Source organism: Burkholderia sp. JP2-270 (genome assembly GCF_003233675.1).
GTDB classification, from domain to species: Bacteria; Pseudomonadota; Gammaproteobacteria; order Burkholderiales; family Burkholderiaceae; genus Burkholderia; species Burkholderia pyrrocinia_C.
Map to the genome: position 1 here is coordinate 334,815 of NZ_CP029828.1, position 18,233 is coordinate 353,047.

The 18,233-nt window shown below is 57.7% G+C and carries 20 protein-coding genes; 16 read left to right on the top strand and 4 right to left on the bottom strand.

The window, feature by feature from the left end; all coding sequences use genetic code 11:
- Positions 1-6 precede the first annotated feature (6 nt).
- The 4 genes from DM992_RS40955 to DM992_RS40970 all read left to right on the top strand — a co-directional run bounded on the left by DM992_RS40955 (position 7) and on the right by DM992_RS40970 (position 5,540).
- Positions 7-1,911 (top strand): hypothetical protein, encoded by a 1,905-nt coding sequence (locus DM992_RS40955; RefSeq protein WP_239511564.1) that lies wholly within the window; start codon positions 7-9, stop codon positions 1,909-1,911.
- Positions 1,904-3,856: a tyrosine-type recombinase/integrase gene (locus tag DM992_RS40960; protein WP_111021881.1), complete on the top strand. Its 1,953-nt coding sequence runs from the start codon at positions 1,904-1,906 to the stop codon at positions 3,854-3,856. Before DM992_RS40955 ends, DM992_RS40960 begins: the two co-directional genes overlap by 8 nt.
- Complete coding sequence (locus DM992_RS40965) at positions 3,853-4,290, top strand: TetR family transcriptional regulator (RefSeq protein WP_111021882.1); 438 nt, start codon at positions 3,853-3,855, stop codon at positions 4,288-4,290. The genes DM992_RS40960 and DM992_RS40965 overlap by 4 nt, the downstream gene beginning before the upstream one ends.
- A 335-nt stretch (positions 4,291-4,625) precedes the next feature.
- Positions 4,626-5,540: a LysR substrate-binding domain-containing protein gene (locus DM992_RS40970; protein WP_111021883.1), complete on the top strand. Its 915-nt coding sequence runs from the start codon at positions 4,626-4,628 to the stop codon at positions 5,538-5,540.
- Between the two features lie 424 nt (positions 5,541-5,964).
- On the opposite strand, the gene DM992_RS40975 is transcribed toward DM992_RS40970, so the two are convergent.
- The 3 genes from DM992_RS40975 to DM992_RS40985 form a co-directional block, all read right to left on the bottom strand.
- The gene (locus tag DM992_RS40975) at positions 5,965-7,110 is read right to left on the bottom strand and encodes a porin (protein ID WP_111021884.1); all 1,146 of its coding nucleotides are present in this window, start codon (positions 7,108-7,110) and stop codon (positions 5,965-5,967) included.
- 108 nt (positions 7,111-7,218) lie between these two features.
- On the bottom strand, positions 7,219-7,998 hold the full coding sequence (locus tag DM992_RS40980) for an ABC transporter substrate-binding protein (RefSeq protein ID WP_111021885.1): 780 nt from the start codon (positions 7,996-7,998) through the stop codon (positions 7,219-7,221).
- A 114-nt stretch (positions 7,999-8,112) separates the two neighbouring features.
- Positions 8,113-9,186 (bottom strand): NAD/NADP octopine/nopaline dehydrogenase family protein, encoded by a 1,074-nt coding sequence (locus DM992_RS40985; protein ID WP_111021886.1) that lies wholly within the window; start codon positions 9,184-9,186, stop codon positions 8,113-8,115.
- Between the two features lie 562 nt (positions 9,187-9,748).
- Here DM992_RS40985 and DM992_RS40990 point away from each other — a divergent pair.
- The 3 genes from DM992_RS40990 to DM992_RS41000 are packed head-to-tail and all read left to right on the top strand — an operon-like array spanning position 9,749 to position 12,643.
- The gene (locus DM992_RS40990) at positions 9,749-10,891 is read left to right on the top strand and encodes an FAD-dependent oxidoreductase (RefSeq protein WP_239511565.1); all 1,143 of its coding nucleotides are present in this window, start codon (positions 9,749-9,751) and stop codon (positions 10,889-10,891) included.
- Positions 10,872-11,225, top strand: coding sequence for a (2Fe-2S)-binding protein (locus tag DM992_RS40995; protein ID WP_111021887.1), 354 nt, complete (start codon positions 10,872-10,874; stop codon positions 11,223-11,225). Before DM992_RS40990 ends, DM992_RS40995 begins: the two co-directional genes overlap by 20 nt.
- A complete protein-coding gene (locus DM992_RS41000; protein WP_111021888.1) occupies positions 11,222-12,643 on the top strand; it encodes an NAD(P)/FAD-dependent oxidoreductase in 1,422 nt (473 codons plus the stop codon). The genes DM992_RS40995 and DM992_RS41000 overlap by 4 nt, the downstream gene beginning before the upstream one ends.
- A 305-nt stretch (positions 12,644-12,948) precedes the next feature.
- On the opposite strand, the gene DM992_RS41005 is transcribed toward DM992_RS41000, so the two are convergent.
- Positions 12,949-13,275 carry an H-NS histone family protein gene (locus DM992_RS41005; protein ID WP_111022019.1) on the bottom strand — a complete coding sequence of 109 codons (327 nt, stop codon included), beginning with the start codon at positions 13,273-13,275 and terminating at the stop codon, positions 12,949-12,951.
- On the opposite strand from DM992_RS41005, the gene DM992_RS41010 reads away from it, so the two are divergent.
- The 9 genes from DM992_RS41010 (at position 13,268) to DM992_RS41045 (ending at position 18,198) form a co-directional block, all read left to right on the top strand.
- Positions 13,268-14,110, top strand: a complete 843-nt coding sequence (locus DM992_RS41010; RefSeq protein WP_343212495.1) for a site-specific integrase — start codon at positions 13,268-13,270, stop codon at positions 14,108-14,110. The two genes, DM992_RS41005 and DM992_RS41010, sit on opposite strands and share 8 nt — an antisense overlap.
- Positions 14,111-14,165: 55 nt before the next feature.
- Entirely contained in the window at positions 14,166-14,369 is a 204-nt protein-coding gene (locus DM992_RS41015; protein ID WP_059522815.1) for a helix-turn-helix transcriptional regulator, read from the top strand.
- An 83-nt stretch (positions 14,370-14,452) separates the two neighbouring features.
- Entirely contained in the window at positions 14,453-14,728 is a 276-nt protein-coding gene (locus DM992_RS41020; RefSeq protein ID WP_111022021.1) for a YkgJ family cysteine cluster protein, read from the top strand.
- A gap of 84 nt (positions 14,729-14,812) precedes the next feature.
- Positions 14,813-14,995, top strand: a complete 183-nt coding sequence (locus DM992_RS42200; RefSeq protein ID WP_162631889.1) for a hypothetical protein — start codon at positions 14,813-14,815, stop codon at positions 14,993-14,995.
- A gap of 38 nt (positions 14,996-15,033) precedes the next feature.
- A complete protein-coding gene (locus tag DM992_RS41025; protein WP_111021890.1) occupies positions 15,034-15,300 on the top strand; it encodes a hypothetical protein in 267 nt (88 codons plus the stop codon).
- Between the two features lie 25 nt (positions 15,301-15,325).
- Positions 15,326-15,838, top strand: coding sequence for a hypothetical protein (locus DM992_RS41030; protein ID WP_081085392.1), 513 nt, complete (start codon positions 15,326-15,328; stop codon positions 15,836-15,838).
- Positions 15,839-15,859: 21 nt separating this feature from the next.
- On the top strand, positions 15,860-16,669 hold the full coding sequence (locus tag DM992_RS41035; protein ID WP_111021891.1) for a hypothetical protein: 810 nt from the start codon (positions 15,860-15,862) through the stop codon (positions 16,667-16,669).
- A gap of 285 nt (positions 16,670-16,954) precedes the next feature.
- A complete protein-coding gene (locus DM992_RS41040; protein WP_060349282.1) occupies positions 16,955-17,233 on the top strand; it encodes an HU family DNA-binding protein in 279 nt (92 codons plus the stop codon).
- Positions 17,234-17,262: 29 nt separating this feature from the next.
- Positions 17,263-18,198: a hypothetical protein gene (locus DM992_RS41045; protein ID WP_162631890.1), complete on the top strand. Its 936-nt coding sequence runs from the start codon at positions 17,263-17,265 to the stop codon at positions 18,196-18,198.
- The last annotated feature ends 35 nt before the right edge of the window (positions 18,199-18,233 follow it).

Sequence of the window (18,233 nt, forward strand, 5' to 3'; positions counted from 1 at the left end):
CGCGCCATGGGCAGAAAGAAGAACTACAACGTCAGCGAGCATCGCGCCGCGCCGGTCGACGCTACATCAACGTCACGCGAACGGCCGAGGCCCATCGCCGACGACACCTTCATCGACATGGTGGGGCTGTTGGGGCGAGAGGCCCGCTTCCCTCAGAGAATCAAGACGCTCGACCTTCGTGACTGGCTGGGACGTGGCATCGACGACTGGGTGTGCTCATCCGGCTTCTGCCTCAAAGCGATGCTGCTCTCGGGCGCGCGGGCGACAGCCTCCGTCACCACGTACTTTGGGCAATTGCCTTACCTGTTCGAGTACCTCACGGGCAGTTCGCAAAAATCTGTGCCCCCGAGGCCGAAGCTCCCGTTGGACCTGTCTCCGGAGCATGTCCAACACTTCATCGGCTGGCTGCAGAAGCGGGCGCAGGCTGCAGATTGGAGACCGAGTTCGACGCGCAATACCTACCGAGGCGTCAAGGCCGTACTCACCGAAATGTTCGCACAGGGCTTCATCGCGGGTGAGCCTTCCCGCTTCTTCCGGCACGGTGCGTTACCGTGGAGCTGCGAAGACAGTCTGCAGACTAGCCTGAGTGACGCCGAGCAAGAGCGCCTGGCCAAAGCTATCAAGTCCGATCTCGTTGACGTTCACCACGGCCGCCTACCGCTGAAGCAAGGTGCCGTGCAGGGCCTCAGGCTATTGCTGGTGGCGCACCGCCAGGGGCTCAATCCGACACCCCTGCTCGAGATGTGCCGTGACGCGTTGGCGCCGGGATTCCTACCTGGCACGATCCGCATGCGCACTGCCAAGCACCGCAGCAAGAAGATCCGTTCCAGTATCGGCCGCGCCGCTCTTGAACGGCAAACGGGAACTCAACTGAGCGAGCAGCCCGCCGAGCAAGACCTTTGTTTCGACCTCTCCGAAGGCGCTGTGCTGCAACAAGCCATCGCAAGCACCCGCGAGCTGGTGTGTGAGGCACCACCCGCCCTGAAGCAGCGAATCTGGTTGTATCGCGCTGAAGCAAGTGCAGGATCGATAAAAAGGGGCGATATCACCTGCCTTGACAGCAAGTCCCTCAACAGGGCCATCGAAAGCGTCATCCAACGCCACAACCTACTGGGAGACGAGGGCCGGCCGTTGCGCCTCAACCTTAGTCGGCTGCGCAAGAGCCGCTTCGACCGCGCACTGCGCACAGCCGATGGCGACATAGCGATCACCGCTAACCTGATGGGCAATACGCCGAGGGTGGCTGGGACGAACTACGCGTCGATGAACGCGGAGCGCAAGGCCGAAGCGGCGCGCTTCATGAACGGCGACTACACTGCTTCGATGCAGGCCGAAGATCAGGCTTCCAAAGGGCCTGAGATCCAGCCGGTGCAAGTGCACCCCTTCAAGGTCAGCAAAGAGGGCGCAAGCGCCTTGCCGACGCCGACGCCAGTCTCCGCGTGCTCAGACTTGATCAGCGGCGAGTATGCGCCGAACGACGGCCGCAGCTACTGCGACCGCTACGTCATGTGCTTGTTCTGCTCGAGCTTCGCCATCGTTGGCACCGTGGACGAACTCTGGCGCCTGTTCAGTTTCCAGATGTTCGCGCAGGGCGAACTTGACTACCTTGACGAAGCCCTGGGTCCGGAGCGCACAGCCGACGGCGTGCTTGAGGACCTGCGCGACCGATACCGGCTGGCCATCCCTTACATCGACGATTTCACTCAGCGCCAGTTCGCGCCCAGCCGGGTCGCCCAAGCCCACGCCCGGACCGCCTCAGGCTTGCACCCCTACTGGGAGCACCAGATGACCATGAGCCGCCGCGCACGCAGCCGCGCCTTAGCGCTGGAACCGCACGGTGCCGGATCACAAGGCGACACTATGGCCCGGCGGCTCGCAGAAAGCGCCGGGCAGGACCAAGGGCATGAGTAATACCTCCACCTCGACCCTTGGCGCGCCCCAAGAACACTCTGGGATTCTTGTTGTGCCGGTCAGCTCTATCCGCGCGCCATGCGCCCTGCGGGCCTTTGAGTTGCTGGCGGCTCAGCCGATCAGCTTGGTAGGCATCCCTCCGGCTGAGCGTGACGCGATCGTGGTGACTGCCGTGGCTGATGCCGCCGGCCACGAGCATCCAGTGAGCCGCTTCGGCGACCGCATCTGGGACCTCGCGTCGGTGGTCGAGGCGAAGAACCGCAAGGCCTCAGCGCTGAAGATCGTCTGGCCGGACGACGTGCCGAACGCGCTGGTCGACGATGCCAAAGCGGCACTCTACTGCGCTCAGCGACGCGGTCCCCGTGGGCGGAAGTGGTCGGGTAGCTCTATGGCGGAGATTGGCCGCATGGGCGTACTGGTGCTGAGGCACCTTGCGCAATTGGGCCTGAGCGACTTCAGCCAGGTACGAGCGCTGCACCTGTCTGACCACATCGCGGATCTGCGGCGCACGCTCAAGCCGATGTCCGTGCATACACGGCTGCAGATTGTTAACCTCGTCTGGTCGTTCAACATGGAAGTACTGCACCCGTTGCTTGAGCACCCGTGGGCGGGGCTCGCCCTCTGGGATGCATGTGGCGGCAACGAGGACCACCGGGGCCCATCGGGCCGCACCGGCATGACCCCCGTTATCCCGCGCTCGGTGCAGCGCATACTCTTTAGCCACTGCGAGGCCAGCCTCGCTCACGCGGAGAGCCTGTTCCGGGCTCGAGACGCAGGTGTGATCGGAGCCCCCAATCGCGCTGCGCTCACCGCGATCCGCGATGCAGTCCTCTACCTGCTGCAGGTCTCATCGGGAATGCGCAATTCGGAGAGCACTGGCGTCACCAGCGGGTGTTGGCGTACCGAACAGCGCAACGGCGTGACGTATCACTGGGTGCGCACGCGCGAGATCAAGACCACCGGCGGACGCGATGTCGACTTCCTGGTGCCTCCAGAGGCCATCCACGCGCTTGAGATTCTGCAGCGCTACGCCGAACCGCTGCAGGCGCGGTTGGCCGACGAGGCACGATGGCTCGAAGATCTGCTGGCGCAGGCCCCCGATCTCACTGGCCGCCTCGGCAACGGCATGAGGATTGCTGAGGCCGCGCACCGCTTGAACCATGTCCGCGGGATCGGCCGGCATCTGGTGTTGGGTCTGAATGTGAAAGCCTCTGACCACTTGGCAACCGGGGCGCGGGTCGAAGTGCTGAGCTCTGCCTCCTGCGCCTACCAATTGAAGCAACTGGCCGTGGCTGCCGGGACAGAGTGGGATCTGGCCAACCATCAGTGCCGTCGCACCTTCGCCTACAACGTCGCGAATTCGCGTCTGGGGCGAATGGGCCTCGTCTTCCTGAAGTGGCAACTCAAACATGCGTCGATGTCGTGGACGCAACTCTACGCCGCCAGCCCATACCAAGATCACGCCCTATATCGTGAGTTCGAAGAGGAGATGTTCGAGGCGCGGCTGGGGCTGCTGGAAGGTTGGGCGCATCCCGATGCTCTGCTTAGCGGAGGCGCCGGTAAGAAAATCTTGCAGACGCGGGCTCGTGCCGCACGAGACATCAAGCAGCTCCTGAGACAAACGGCCGAGTCGGTCGAACTGCGCAGCACCGGACACGCATGGTGCATCAGTGGCACGCACGGCTGTCACGGCCAAGGGGTGTACGACCCATCAATGTGCGGAGGTTGCTCGCAGGCCGTCATTGACCAAGGGCAAGCATCTGCGTGGCAGATGATCCACCTGGACAACCTGCGGCTAGCGGCGATCACCGATTGCGGTCCCGTGGTGGCAGATAAGGCCGGGCGGGCGGTCGAGCGCTCTAAGCAGGTGCTACAGGATCTCGGTTGCGCGCTGCCGACCGATGACCAGGCCCAGGTGTACACGGCCACGCTGGAGGGCACATGAGCACCCGCGCAGGCACCACGCTCGCCGAGGCCCAGACGGGCGCGGCGCCCCGCCGCCGGAACAGAGCAAAGACGCGCGACGAACTGCAGCGGGCAATGCTGAGGGTCAAGAACAAGGGACTGAAGCTGAGCATCTCCGCAGTCGCCACTGAGGCCGGCGTGAGCGCCGGCCTCGTCCACAACACCTATCCCGACATCGCCGAAGAGATCCGCACTCAAGTCGGTCGGGGCGCCCGGCAGCAGCGCGACGCCAAGGCTGCCGAAGTCAAGAAAGTACGAGAACAGCTGAAGATCTTGCGTGCGGAGCGCGACGCTGCACTGGCCGACGTCGCGAGGCTGGCCTCGATCAATGAAACACTTCGTCAGGAAGTCGAAACATTACAGGCAGTTTCTTCTGGAAAGGTCGTTGCTTTGCCTCCTCGGAACGAGGTCTAACGCGGGTGCCGGGGGCCGCAAACTGTTCATCGTGGGGGGCACACCAGGTAGACGTCTTACGATAATTTACAGTTAGTAATATTTAGTATAACGAGGCGGTGGTCATGGCATGATGATGCCCCTACAAGAGGAAGCTCATCGTTGACGCCACAAACGACCCCAGTGTGAGCTACGAAGGTGACATCGGGAGGCCCGTGTTCCCTCGCGCGCTATAATAATCGAAACCTTAACGAGGATTCGCGGGATCAATGTAGCGTCAGCTGAGAAGGTGGCTGTCTCACTGCAACGGAGGGTTGAATACCCTATGGTCACTGTTCCGGTATAGCGAGTGAAGATTGAAGAGACAACTGCAACTTCGACAGATTGAGGCGTTCAAGGCCCTGATTGAGCAGGGGACCGTGAGTCGAGCCGCTGAGATCCTCCACGTCACCCAACCCGCGGTAAGCAAGCATTTGTTTCACCTCGAGGAAGAGACTGGCATTACCCTTTTTGAACGCGTTAAGGGTCGCCTGACTCCGACCGCGCAGGGCATGCGTTTTTATGCAGAGGTCGATCGCATTTTTTCCGGCCTGCGACAGCTCGAAGAAGCAGTCGCGATTATTCAGCGAAACGACAAAAGACACCTAGCGATAGGGGTGCTTCCCGCGCTCTCGGGCGCGTTTATCAGGCGAGTGACGATGATGTTTCTTGCCACCCACACGGATGTACACCCTGCAGTTCACATGCGCGCATCGAGCATCGTCTCAGACCGCGTTGCCACGCGCCAGATGGATGTTGGCTTTACGACAAATCTGATGAGCAACCCAAATCTGGTTGTGACACCGATCTTGGAGTGCCCTTTAGTTTGCATTATGCCAATCGGCCATCAGCTATGCGAACGTCAGCACATCAAGCCGGAGGATCTTCGGAATGTTCCGTATGTTGGCTATGCCGCACATAACCAAACCTCCAACGTCCTGAGCGACGTTTTGAGGAACAGTGGCGTCGAACTCGACATCGTAATCGAGTGCGAGACTACGCCAACACTCTGCGAATTTGTTTCTGCCGGCTTAGGTGTTTCCCTCGTACACCCCTTGTCGGTCATCGATATGAGCGGTCGGCTTGAAATTCGACAATTCAAACCCGACATCCCAGAATACTTTCACTTCTGTCACGCAAAGTCTCCGCAAAACTTGGAATTGGTTCAAGAATTCCAGCGATGTGCCCAGCGAGTTGCTGAAGCGACTCGTGCCGAGATTTTCGGAAACTAGCCCAATTAGGTCGCGACACGGTTGAATAACGGCCTGAGTCTATTTTACTTTGATGCTTACGCGGCCGAAGTTGTTGTCATCCGTAAAGGGGGCGCTGGTTAGACCGCCTTCAGCGTGACAAGTGTGCTTATTTACCGGGTTATTCTCACCTACGTGGCATCGCGCGTGGCCATTGAACAATGATTATGAGTCGGAGTGTGATTGCGGCGACCTTCGCAAACGTGAACGGAAACGGCGACCCGATCCGAGCCATCTAGGACGCACACACGGCGACATTATCCACGAAGTGCGGCGCATTGTCGGAAGAGAGTCTTCTTCAGTGGCGAAAAACTAATTTGGCAGGGCCGCCTAGCGGAAGGCGGCCCTCCATACCGAACCTCCGGGTGACGTTCCCCTATTGTTGATTCCGAAACGCGCGATTTGATCAGAACCTGTGTCGCAGGGCGACGCGTGCAACAATCTGATTGCGATTAGAAGATACGTCGCTTGCCACCGGCACGTAGGCGTAGTCGAGGACAGTACCGGTGCGGTCGCCACCTACGTGCTGATAAGCACCTTGGACATAGACGTCGGTGCGTTTTGATACATAATAGTCGGCCATGAGACCGACTGTCTGGTAGTTCGGCCTCAGTTTTCCGGTAGTAGCGTTGAAATCGCTCAGAGTGTACGTGTACGTCGCGCCAACGAAGAAGGCCGGCGTGAACTGATATTTGCCGTGGATCTCGAAATTCTGGTAACGCAGGCTGGAAAGGGTGCCACTGACAGGAGTAATCGGACCAACGTATCCCGATGTAGTCGGACCGGCGACATAGGTATTCGAGTACGAAAGCCCGATCTTTGCGGCGCCGACCGTGTAAGTAGCGCCAGCGCCAAATACACGCAATTTGCTGCCTACGAAGTTCTCATCGCCCCCATTGTTGATAGCTCCCCCGGCGGTTGCCGACGGATGATCCGCTTGCAGGTACGCCATCGCGAGAAGCAAATCGCCAATGGTGTATTGCGCGCCAGCACTGTACTGGCGATTCTTGGCAAAATTTGTATCGTTACTGAAGCTGTACGTGCCACCAAAATTAAAGCCTGCAAGCTCGGGGCTTACGTACTTGACCGTGTTGTTAACGCGGAAACTGTTGTCGGTATTATCGTTGTCGTACGGGTGGGACATTGTGCCGCCACCCCACGTACCATTCGCCGTCGTCTTTGCAAGGTAGTCGACAACCGAGTCATACTGTCGACCGAGGCGAATCGAACCGAGTCGGTCCGATGCAATGCCAATCCACGCTTGTCGGCCAAACATCAGCCCCCCCTGGCCAAGCTTACCATTGTTAATATTAAAGCCGCTCTCCAATTGGAAGACCGCCTTAAGCCCGCCACCGAGATCCTCTGCGCCTTTCATCCCCCAACGGCTTCCTTGCACGCTACCACTCTGAAGTGAGAATTGCTTATTTCCCTTAACGTTGTTCGTATAATTGATTCCTTCATCGACCAGTCCGTACAGCGTTACGGTACTTTGTGCCACTGCAGGAAATGCAATAGCCGTCATCAGCAACGCAGCAGTCGCTTTGATTTTCATTTAGTTCTCCAAACGTAATTTCATGGATTTATAATTATGTTCAAACTCGAAACTCTACGTGGGGAAGTCGGATGCAGTGCGATTCCCCGTATAGTGCTTCGTGATCAGTTAGCCACCATAGATGTCAAATGTGAAATATTTCTTTGCAATCCGGTCGTAGGTGCCGTCTTTGCGAATGCTGTCGATGGCTCCATTGATAGCATCGAGCAACGCTTTGTCTCCCTTCCTGACGCCGATGCTTACGCCCGGGCCAAAGATGGCGGTGTCATGAATTGCGGGGCCTCGTGCAAAACCGAAGTCACGTCCCTGCGCAGTTTTCAGAAATCCAGCCTCAGCGGTTGGCCCGGACGCCAGCGCTGCATCGAGACGACCAACGGCAAGATCGCTCCAGACATGGTCCTGCGAGGGGTAAGGCACAATCTCAACGCCATTGGTCCAGTGTTTGTGGGCGTAGGATTCTTGGGTGCTTCCGGCGAGAACCCCAACGCGCTTTCCTTTGAGCGATTCGGGGGCCGCTACCAGCGTGGAGCCGCCCTTTACGACAAGTGCTTCGAAATTGCCGTAGAGCTTCGCACTAAAATCGATTGCCTTGGCTCGCTCTTCCGTCTTGGACATTGACGAATTGATAGCGTCAAACTTCCGAGCCATAAGGGCGGGTATCATGCCATCGAATGAGTTTTGAACCCACACGCACTTCACTTTTAGTTTTTCGCAAATTGCGTTACCAAGATCGATGTCGAAACCGACCAATTCTCCTGTCGGGGTTTTGGATTCAAACGGCGGATAAGCGCTGTCGACTCCGAACTTGAGTTCCTTTCCATCGTATGCGGATGCAGAAAATGGAACGGACAGCGCGCATAGAGCAATAAGTATTGGTTTAATATTCATTTCTAACTCTAATTAATGTGAGGTTTAAATTTTTGGCGATGTGCTTCTGCCGAAGTGGAGCGCGTTGTTAGGATTGAAACCCTCCCCGCAGATCTGGAATTAACGAAATGCAATCTAATTTCGAGCGGGATAGCCGTCGACCACAAGTCTTTTAAGAGTGTCGATATCCAGGGGTTCAATCTCTGGAAGGATATCGTTGTCCGCCACAAAGTTTCGACCGTAGCAAGCCCCGAGGATCGCCACACCACTCTCGTGCAACGGTGCACTCACTCCAGCTAAGTTAGCGAGTCGAAGTGTCGGCACTAATCCGAACGGAACGTCTTCGAGAACATAGCGTGTCTCAATGCTTGTCGGTCCGAGCGGATCACTTCCACGTTCGACGAGCTTCGTGGATATCTCAGAAAGAGAGTCGCCACCAACATCAAAGGATAATCTGCAATGGTCGAATGTTGTTCTTACGGCCTTTCCAAATGCTGTGGCAACAGAAATTCGCTCTACGTCCAGAGCTTCCAGGAGTTTCCCGACCGACGGTGTCAAATTCGAATTCTGCCCCCAAGCTTCCCCCTTCTCTATGCGCGTCAAATTGGTGAGCGCAATTCCCATGTGATCTTGCGGATTGATGTTGCTAAGCGTGAGGGTGAGCATGTCATCCTTTAAAAGGAATCGATCACCGAATAACGAAACGCAAGTTTTATGGACGCGATCCGCATGGCGAACTGGAAGCGCGGCCATGTCGACCTTGGTGCGGATCGCGCCGACTCGTATCTGTGTCGTGGATTGGCTTTTACACGTTAATACAGTCGTACTCCAAGCTGCGATTGGAATGTCGAGACCACGTTCGGCGAGACGTTTGGCTAGGTAGAGCGCGACGAGCGAAAGATGTCCGCTTATAACCACCATGTGGCGTGCACCGATATGAGGGATCAAGCTCTCAATGGCGAATCGGTGTCCATAAGCCGGTAACGCGAGGATGATGATGTCAGCGTCGGCGGCGTCCTTCGCGTCTACGCATACATCGAGATGAAACTCTCCATTTATTGCTCCGTTTGCCTTAAGCGGAGCGCCATCGACGAATTCAACCGTCCGTGCTCCAGATGGAGACCAAACCCTCGGGGTATGTCCGTTCTCGAGGAGGTATGCTGCGTACCCCAAGGCTATCGCGCCTGCTCCTGCAATCGTCACCTGCATGTTGCCCTACCCTCAGTCATCTACTGCTCGTGCGTAGTCTGGATGCGTACCGATAAGCACTGAGCACCGCTAGTTCATCTCTGGTGCTCCAGCAATAGCGGGCCAATGTCAATCTGAATTTCAGGATATGGACGCCAATTTCGACCGTCAAAGTCGAGTTTGAACGCCGCTGTATTCCACGAGGTTATAGGGTCCGATCGTGGGAATTGTATGAGTAGTGGACCATCTGCGAGTGCAGTCTTCATTGTGCGGCAGAGTGTCCGTGCATGACCTCGCGAAGTACATGGCGGGACGGTTTCACTTTCCTGACTGCCTCATGAGGCACGCTGTAGGGGGAATGTAACGATGCCCATCGGCCACCCGCGAATCCGGGTCGCTAATCGGCGCCGCCTTTGCCGTTAATGCGATTACGTGTGGGGCGTTTAGGAGCGGACGGCGAGCGTCTCGACGACGTGGAAATATCGTATAACCCGTGGGAATAGCCCACACTCGAAATCCGACTTTGACGCCCAGGCACCTGCGCTCATAGACTCAAGTCAACCATTCAGGAGAAGAGGCTGGCTTGACTCGTGAGAATCATGACGTCGTCATTGTGGGCGGCGGGATTGTCGGTTGCGCACTGGCTTATGGGCTGCTCGAGCACGGTAAGCGTGTGCTGGTGCTTGACGGTGGAGATTGCGACCCGCGAGCATCGAAAGCAAATTTTGGCCTGGTTGGGGCATATGGAAAAGGTTATGGCGCTCCACGCTATCAACAGCTCTCACGTGAGAGCGTGGCCTTGTGGCCGGAATTCGCGGCATCGTTGCTCGATGAAACTGGAATAGACGTCGAGTATGAAAATGACGGTTGCGTGCACTTTTGCTTGAGCCCAACGGATTTTGAACAAGAGGCCGAGTTCCTGTCGGCCTGGAACGCTCAAGCGCCGGATGTCGACCCGGGTTCTCGCATGATCGAGCGATCAGAACTCGAGAAGCTCTTGCCTGGTACACGACTGGGACGGGAGGTAGTCGGCGCCGGGATTGGTGCATCGGACGGCCATTGCAATCCGCTCAAACTATTGCGGGCGCTCCATCAGGCTATCAGCTCGCGCGGAGCCGCAATTGCCGGTAATCATTCCGTGACGATGATTAAGCCGCGTCAGGACGGCACCTTCGAAATTCACGCGCAAACGCCGATTGGGCCACGTTGTTTCGAAGCAGGGCAGTTAGTTGTTGCTGCTGGACTTGGTTCGACGCCATTGGGAGCTATGGTGGAACTCAACGTCCCTTTGCTTCCTCAGCGTGGGCAGCTGCTGGTGACGGAGCGACTTGACCCGATCTTGCGCCTCGCTGCCAGCGGATTACGTCAGACGCGTGACGGTACGGTAATGATCGGTGTGAGTCACGAGGAGGTGGGTATGGATCTGGGGACAAGTACTTTCACCGCCAAGAAGATGGCGGGGCGCGCACTACGCATCCTGCCAGACCTAGGGGCGGCTCGCCTTGTAAGGCATTGGTCCTGCCTGCGAATCATCACCCCGGACGAACATCCGGTGTATGCGGAATCCTCGAGGTTTCCTGGTGCATGGATCGCACTTTGTCATTCGGGTATCACCCTTGCCGCAGTGCATGCCGGGCCAGTTGCGCGCGAGCTTGCACGCGGCAGACTTCCAGAAAATTTCGAGTTTTTCCATCATAGGCGCTTCGATGTTTCGCAAGTTATCTAGCCCCGCTGAGGACGGCAAAGTCACCGTGTTTATTGACGGAAAGCGCGTCAGCGCCGAGCGTGGTGAACCTGTGGCCGCGGTGATTGTGCGGGAGGCGGAACCTGTCACTCGTACTACTCCGCGTAGCGGCAGTCCTCGAGGACCGTTCTGCATGATGGGCGTGTGCTTCGAATGTCTAGCCGTTGTTGACGGCATAGCTTCTACACAAACATGCCTCACGGTTGTGCGCGATGGGATGCGCATCGAGCGCCAACACGGCCGCCGCAATGTCGGTGCTGCGGCGACCACCGGAAATGATCACGCCGATCATGGCAATTCGGGGGCACGTCCATGACCCAAACATTCGATATCCTTATAGTAGGTGCGGGCCCCGCCGGCATGAGTGCTGCAATACGTGCAACCCAACTCGGTTTGAGCACGCTAGTCGTGGACGAGCAGCCCGCGCCTGGAGGCCAGATATGGAGAGCCATCGAATCAAATGCCACCCGTGGTCTAGATCGAGAACTGGGGGCTGCATACAGTGCCGGCGCGGCTGTGGTGCGGGAATTTCGTTTATGCGGCGCACACTATCGAAACGAAACACGTGTGTGGCAGATCGAGCGTGCGAATGCGACCGATAGGGCTACGGATCCGAAGAACTGGATTGCCTATATGAGCGGCGCCGGCGGTGCTGAAGGAATCCAGGTCCGGAATGTCCTTTTGGCGACGGGCGCACAGGAGCGGCCCATGCCTTTTGTAGGCTGGACGCTTCCCGGGGTAATGACGGTTGGTGCGGCGCAAATTCTGCATAAGACCGCCCATCAAATACCAGAGCACCCAGTTTGGGTGGCAGGCAGTGGCCCGCTGCCGCTGCTCTACATGACGCAATTGCTCGATGCAGGTGGCCGTATCGCGGGCTGGCTTGACACCACCCCTGGCGGCGCCTGGCGGCGGAGCATTCCGGTTCTGCGCGGCGCGGCCGAAGGCTGGCGCGACCTGCTCAAAGGGCTTCTCTGGTCGGCGAAGCTGCGCGGTAAGAGTTTTCCGATTGTTCGGCGTGTGAATAGCCTGCAGGCGTTTGGGATTGATCGGCTCGAACAAATCGTCTATAGGACGGAAAGCGGGCAGTCGGGGGATATCGCAGCCGATATGCTTCTGGTTCATGAAGGCGTTGTGCCATCCATTCACTTTACCCAGGCGATGGGGTGCAGTCATCGATGGAACGAACGGCAACTGTGCTTCGAGCCAGAACTCAACACGTGGGGCGGGGCGAGTATGAGCGGCCTATACGTCGCGGGTGACGGTGCGGGAATCGGTGGCGCGAAAGCGGCATGCACACGCGGGGAACTCGCAGCGATCGGCGTCGCAGTCGCATTGGGTGCGCTGTCTGCTGGACGCGCTGGCGAGATTGCAGCGCCTTTACGTCGCCGGCTCGAAATCGAACTGGCGACGCGACCGCTTCTGGACTCGGTTTATCGCCCTCGCAGCCAGATCTTCACTCCATCCGATGAGGCAATCGTCTGTCGCTGCGAAGAGGTAACGGCGGCGGAAGTGCGGGCCGCCGCGCAGCTTGGTCAACCGGGGCCTAACCAGGTAAAGGCATTCACGCGCGCAGGTATGGGACCGTGTCAGGGTCGTCAATGCGGCTACACCGTCGCTAACTTGCTTGCGTCTACGCAATGTCGGTCCGTTGCCGACGTTGGATTTCAGCGCGTGCGACCGCCTTTGAAACCGGTAACGCTCGCGGAGATCAGCTCACTCCGCGAACCTTAATGTTTTGCTCAATCGTCCGGACGTTGCGTGCTGGGTCCGGACAACTGGAGCCACAAATTGTTCGTCGCGGAAACGCGCAACCGAACAACGACTTACGGCGGTCTAATAGTTAGTAATATTCAGATAGAGGCGAACGTATTCCCGGTAGTTGGCTTGGATCTTGGCGGAATAGCACATCGTCGCCCCCTTGAAAACCGTTGAGGACCAGCGTACCGCAAGTTTTGAGCGCGGGTGGCGCACACTGTCGCGAGGGTCGCCCCGACTGTGGGACCGTCTATCGGCGCGATCGTCGTTGCGGCGAGCCGTCAGGCTTCTTCTCCGGGCCACCACGGTTTCGCCGCACGCTCGATCAGGTAGTCGTCGAGATTCTTGCCTTCCAGCCATTTCGGTCGCGGCCCGAATCCGGACCACTGCCTACCCGAAGAGGGGGCGTAGTACTTGGCTGGCGCCCGCGGCTTGCGCGATTTCCGGAAGCCTGCCGCGCGCAACAGTTCATCTTCGCTGATGCCGTAGAGCGCAACGCGCTCCTGGACATCGGCCAAATAGGCCTGCTTCTCGCCCTTCTTCACGTCCGCGAGTCGAATATTCAGTTCGCGGAGTTGAGCCTGTAGGTCTTGTAGTTCAGTGATCACGATCATCGCCGAGTTATTGCAATACGGCGGAATGGTAACGGATGATCGACGCGATGCCGGATTTTCCGAGGAATCGAATAAACAAGCCGTGATACGCTTGAAAAAGACCTCGACCAAATCTCTCTCTGAATACGTCATTAACCTATCCAGTTCAGAGGGACACATGGCCCAAGCTGCAACACTTCGACCGGCTAAAATCCGGCATCTACTCGCCGTCACGTCTGCAACATCGCGCCATCCCGAACGCGATTGTCTCGTTCTCCTGCTAGGCATTACATGCGGAATGCGCGTCAGCGAAATAGCTCAAATCGAGGTTCAAGACGTGCTGTTTCCATCGGGCGCGGTCCGTTCAGAGGTCAGTCTCCGGGCCGCAATCACGAAGGGTTGTCGGCAGCGATGTGTCTATCTCACGCATCCGAAAACGGTTTCGGCTCTGGAGTGCTATCTGAACCATCGCATTGCACGCGGCATGGGAACCGAGCTAACCGCAGAGCGCTATCGAGGACTCGCGCCGTCAACTTGCCTGGTCCTTGCTGGCACGGGCCGCAAGTTTGCGATGAGCACCAAGCGGCGCATCAACGAGGCCGGGGAGCCGGTTGATTACTCGGCGTGTGACAGCCTCCAAGCCTACGTCACAAAGCTCTACAGGGATGCGGGGATACGCGGTGGATCGTCCCATTCGGGACGGCGCTCGTTTGCCAGTAACCTCGTTGAGCAAGGGCACGATATCGAGACGGTGCAGCAGCTTCTAGGTCATGCGGAACTGGACCACGTTTTGCCCTATCTGGCCGTGTCCGATAGAAGACTCAGGCAGATGTTCTGCGAAGTGTTATGACGCCCGCGGGTGAGGTAAGATTGTGGAACACCTATGTTCCATTTGATAAACGCCCATGAGGGATACCGACGTGCTTTACGGCGAAGACGCGCAGGCCCTGCGCAAGAAGGCCGGATTGACCCAAACGCAGCTTGCGGAGCGTTGGGGCTTGACTCGCCAACAAATCGGCCGCTACGAAAAAACCGGGCAGGAAGTGCCCGTGAAGGAGGCGGATGCATATCGGGGACTAGTGCTTACCGTCAAATCAAATGCAACATAGATGTTTCATTTGTAATTGTGAGGCGATATGATTCCCTCATGGTCGGCGCACGTGTGCCGATAACACGGACAGGGAAAAAGACGATGCATTTCGATTGCCAATCCTGCGGTGGGTGCTGCGCGTACTCGGACACGTGGCCCGAGTTCCTCGAAGAGGACACGTGCGATGGCATTCCCGAGGAGATGTGCAATTGTGAAACCGGTCGGATGAAGTGTGCGGGTGATCGGTGCGTCGCGCTGGTGGGTGAGATCGGGGTCCTGGTGTCATGCTCCGTCTACGAGCATCGACCAAGCGTGTGTCGAGGGTTCGCTCCCCGCTCCGACGCCTGTCGTCAGGTTCGGACATTTTTTAAGCTGTAGGAAAATTCGCCGGCTCGGCCGGCACTGGAAAACAACCTGGCGCGCTAGAGCCCCACACGGCCGGCAGCCGAGCAGGAGTACAGGATGAAAAAGCATTTTTTCATGGCGTGCAGTGTGACGAGCGTGGCAATTGGCGCCGCCTCGGCAGTAAACGCAATAGAAGGAAGCTACGCGGTTCGTTGGGAGTCTGTGTCGGCTATTTTGCTGGGCATCGTTGGTATCGCCGGCGCGGTCCTTCGTGGTCACATCGAAAAGCAACGCGGCTAGCCATCGGAAACTGCCGGCGCGCCGGCACCAAGGAAAACATGCAAGACATCGAACTTTTGGATTGGCAACACCGCCTGCCATTTGGCTACACCCTGACTGTTGCCGATGAGCCGACCTTCACATCGGGCAGTTTTTCAGTGTATGAGCTGCTCTCGCAGTTTCAGGATATCGAAGTCAAACAGCGCGGCATGTCGTTGGGTCGTTACCGACACGTCGCTTTGCGCGGAGAGAGGGCATATGTGTACGACTTCGAGGGAGAGCGCCTTCGCGGGCCGCTCGGTCGTGTAGTGATCCACCGGCGTTAAAACCACGGAAAACGGGGGGGAGCAAATGGATCGCCAAGCGCCCGTTGCTGCTACAGGCAGCGTCGATTTGCCGAAACTGTCGATCGCCGACCTCCTCGCCACGCATTGCATTGTAATCGCGGAGCTGCAACGACGCGGCGTTCTTCGGTCTGGCAATAACCCGACGGGCGACTACGCGGAATGGCTAGTCTCTTCCAGATTGGGACTGGAGCTTGCAGGGAAATCGTGCAAGGGATACGACGCGATAGATGCGCAGAAGGTGAGGTACGAAATTAAGGCGCGCCGAGTGACCCCCACGAACCCGTCGACGCAGATGAGTCCTGTTCGAGACTTGGCTGGAGCGCATTTTGACTTCCTGATCGCAGTAGTGTTCGATAGCGACTGGAACGTCTCTGCCGCAGCGAAGATCCCGCACCGAGTCGTTCCCGTGGTTGCGTCATTCAGGAAGCACGTGAACGGACACGTGATGCATCTTGGGCCGGCCGTGTTCTCGGCGGCCGGGGTCGAGAATATCACTGCATTACTTGGAAATCGTTGATGGGTTGGAAGAACGGAAAACATGTCAATAGAGAAAATTGCAACTGATAGCGGCACTGCAAAGCCCGCGGTGCCTGACTATGACGATGTTGTGGATCGCAACGAGATTACTCCGCTGATGACTCCGGGGGATCTCGCGGTCGTGAATGGAGATCTGGCGCTGACAAGACGCGGCGATCTTATGATGACGAGCCCGGAGTACCACGCTTTTTTTCGGCTCGTTAATTGGTGGCGCTTCAATTTTTCGGTCCTTTCCGTCATGTTCGACTCGGTGTTCCCGTTGGTTGATGACGTGACACGACTTGACCAGGCGCTCGAAGAGCAATTTGCGATCGCCGCGAAGAAGTCCCCCCATCCAATGACCAGTCTCGACTATGACGCGTATCACCGAATAAATGATGAAAGAGGCGCGGTCGAAGTCGCCCGAGGCGTTTATGCGGGAGCGATCGTAGTAGCGCTGTCTAACGCGCTTCAGTCGTTCAGGGCGGATATCGAAGGTGTCCAGCACGAATGGGACGCAGCTGTGCCTCGGTTTGCAGGGTGTTCCTTTGGGCAGGTAGTAGTCGCTTCGGCTAACAACGTGCGGCACGCCGATGAATGGCAGACGGCACGTCCCCCTACGGCAAGACAGTTGCAGTCGATGCGTGTGCTATCTGCTGTGTTGAACGAACCCCTGGATCCCGCCGACGGGTCGCGCCATAGATTCGGGAGAGAGGTTAGTCCTGAAGTGTTGCAAGCGATATGCGGTGGGAAGATGGCGCGGCTTGAAGAAAATTTCTTTGATTTCGCGAAGGATCTTTTCCTCCGCAGAGAACAACGCAATTTGCCGTAGACCAGGGAAAAACAGGAGCAGACGATGCGCAGAGAGCTGAGCGAACTGATGCAGCGCGTGAAACGTGCGACCGAATGGGATACGACGATCGCATGCTGAAAGGTCCGGCTCGAAGAGGTTTCTCCGGAAGCGCTTACGGCGCACCGAGCTGACACTCAACGCATCGCGGAGTTGACTGCGAAATACGGTCTCTAATAGGAAAACGCCGGACGCCTGATTATTGCCGCTACCGGCGGCAACCATGAGTTGTCCAACTCAGCAACAACAATCATCTGAAGGTGTTCAATGAACAAGCAGGAACTCATCGAAGCGGTGGCGAAGCAGACCGGCAATAGCAAGGCCGAAACCGGCGCGGCGATCGACGCGTTTATAGAGGCGATCACTCGCGCTGTTGGCGGTGGAGAGACCGTCCAGCTTATCGGCTTCGGCAGTTTCTCGAGCGGTCACCGCGCGGAACGCACCGGCAGGAATCCGTCGACTGGCGAGGAGATCACCATTGCTGCGGGGAGGACGGTGAAGTTCGCCGCCGGCAAAGCATTCAAAGATGTCGTGAACGGCAAGTAGACTGATGCCGGGAAGAAGGGAATAGCCAGATGACGCTCGTACCGACAGACTGCACATTGGCGATGATGGCGCTTCTGCACGCCATTCCGGGGCCTTCGCCTGATACCACCATTGCAGGCATGCCCGCAGCCGTGTTCGGCAACATCGTCAGTGGCGTGGTCGGATCCGTCATCACACTGTTCGGTGTCTTTCTTTCCAACCGGCACAACCGCCGACTTAAGCGCGACGAGCTCGGACACGATGCGACGCAGCGCGACCGCGAGCGCGAGATGGCGTTACGGCGTGAAGTCTTTCTGCCCGCAGTCGAATCCGCACTTGCCATGCAGTCCGCGCTAGCCTCGCTGATTAACCCTGAGATGCCCGTTGCGCAGTCTTCTGAACGCTTTCAAACGAGCAACGCCATCCTTGCCAAAGTGGCCGCTGTCGGGGCACCGGAGACCGTGGCAGCGTGCCAGGCGCTCAGTAGTTGTCTGGGAGTGGCATTCTGGGAACTCTCGCTACAGCGTGCAGCATTGCAGAATCACCAAAATCGCCTCGCGGATCTTGATAGGAGCGTCGCGATTCATGAAGGACTGCGAGATTCATGGATCAAGGTTCAGCAGGATCTGGTCGCGAAAGGCGAAAAGACCGCGGAGATATGGCAGGCGGCGCGAGGGCATTTCACGCACCACATGGCCGAGATTGCCAAGGCGCTAACTGAACGTAGCAAAATTATCCGGGAACGAGAGTCGAAGCTCATCGAAGTCTACGAAGTATTTATCAAGCAGTTGGACGCACTGGGCCCGAAATTTCCGCCCGCTCTGTTCGCTATGCGTCGAGAGCTCCAGCTTCCTCTGGACGAAGCCGCGTTTCTGGATCGCTTCACTAATCTCCGGACACAACAGCTTGCGATGATCAAAGAAGCACTTGCTCAGGCTCGAGCCAATCTCGCTGCTGCCACGGTACAGCCGGCAACCGTGGGTTGAACCGAAAACTGAGGCCAGCGCGTGAAACAGACATT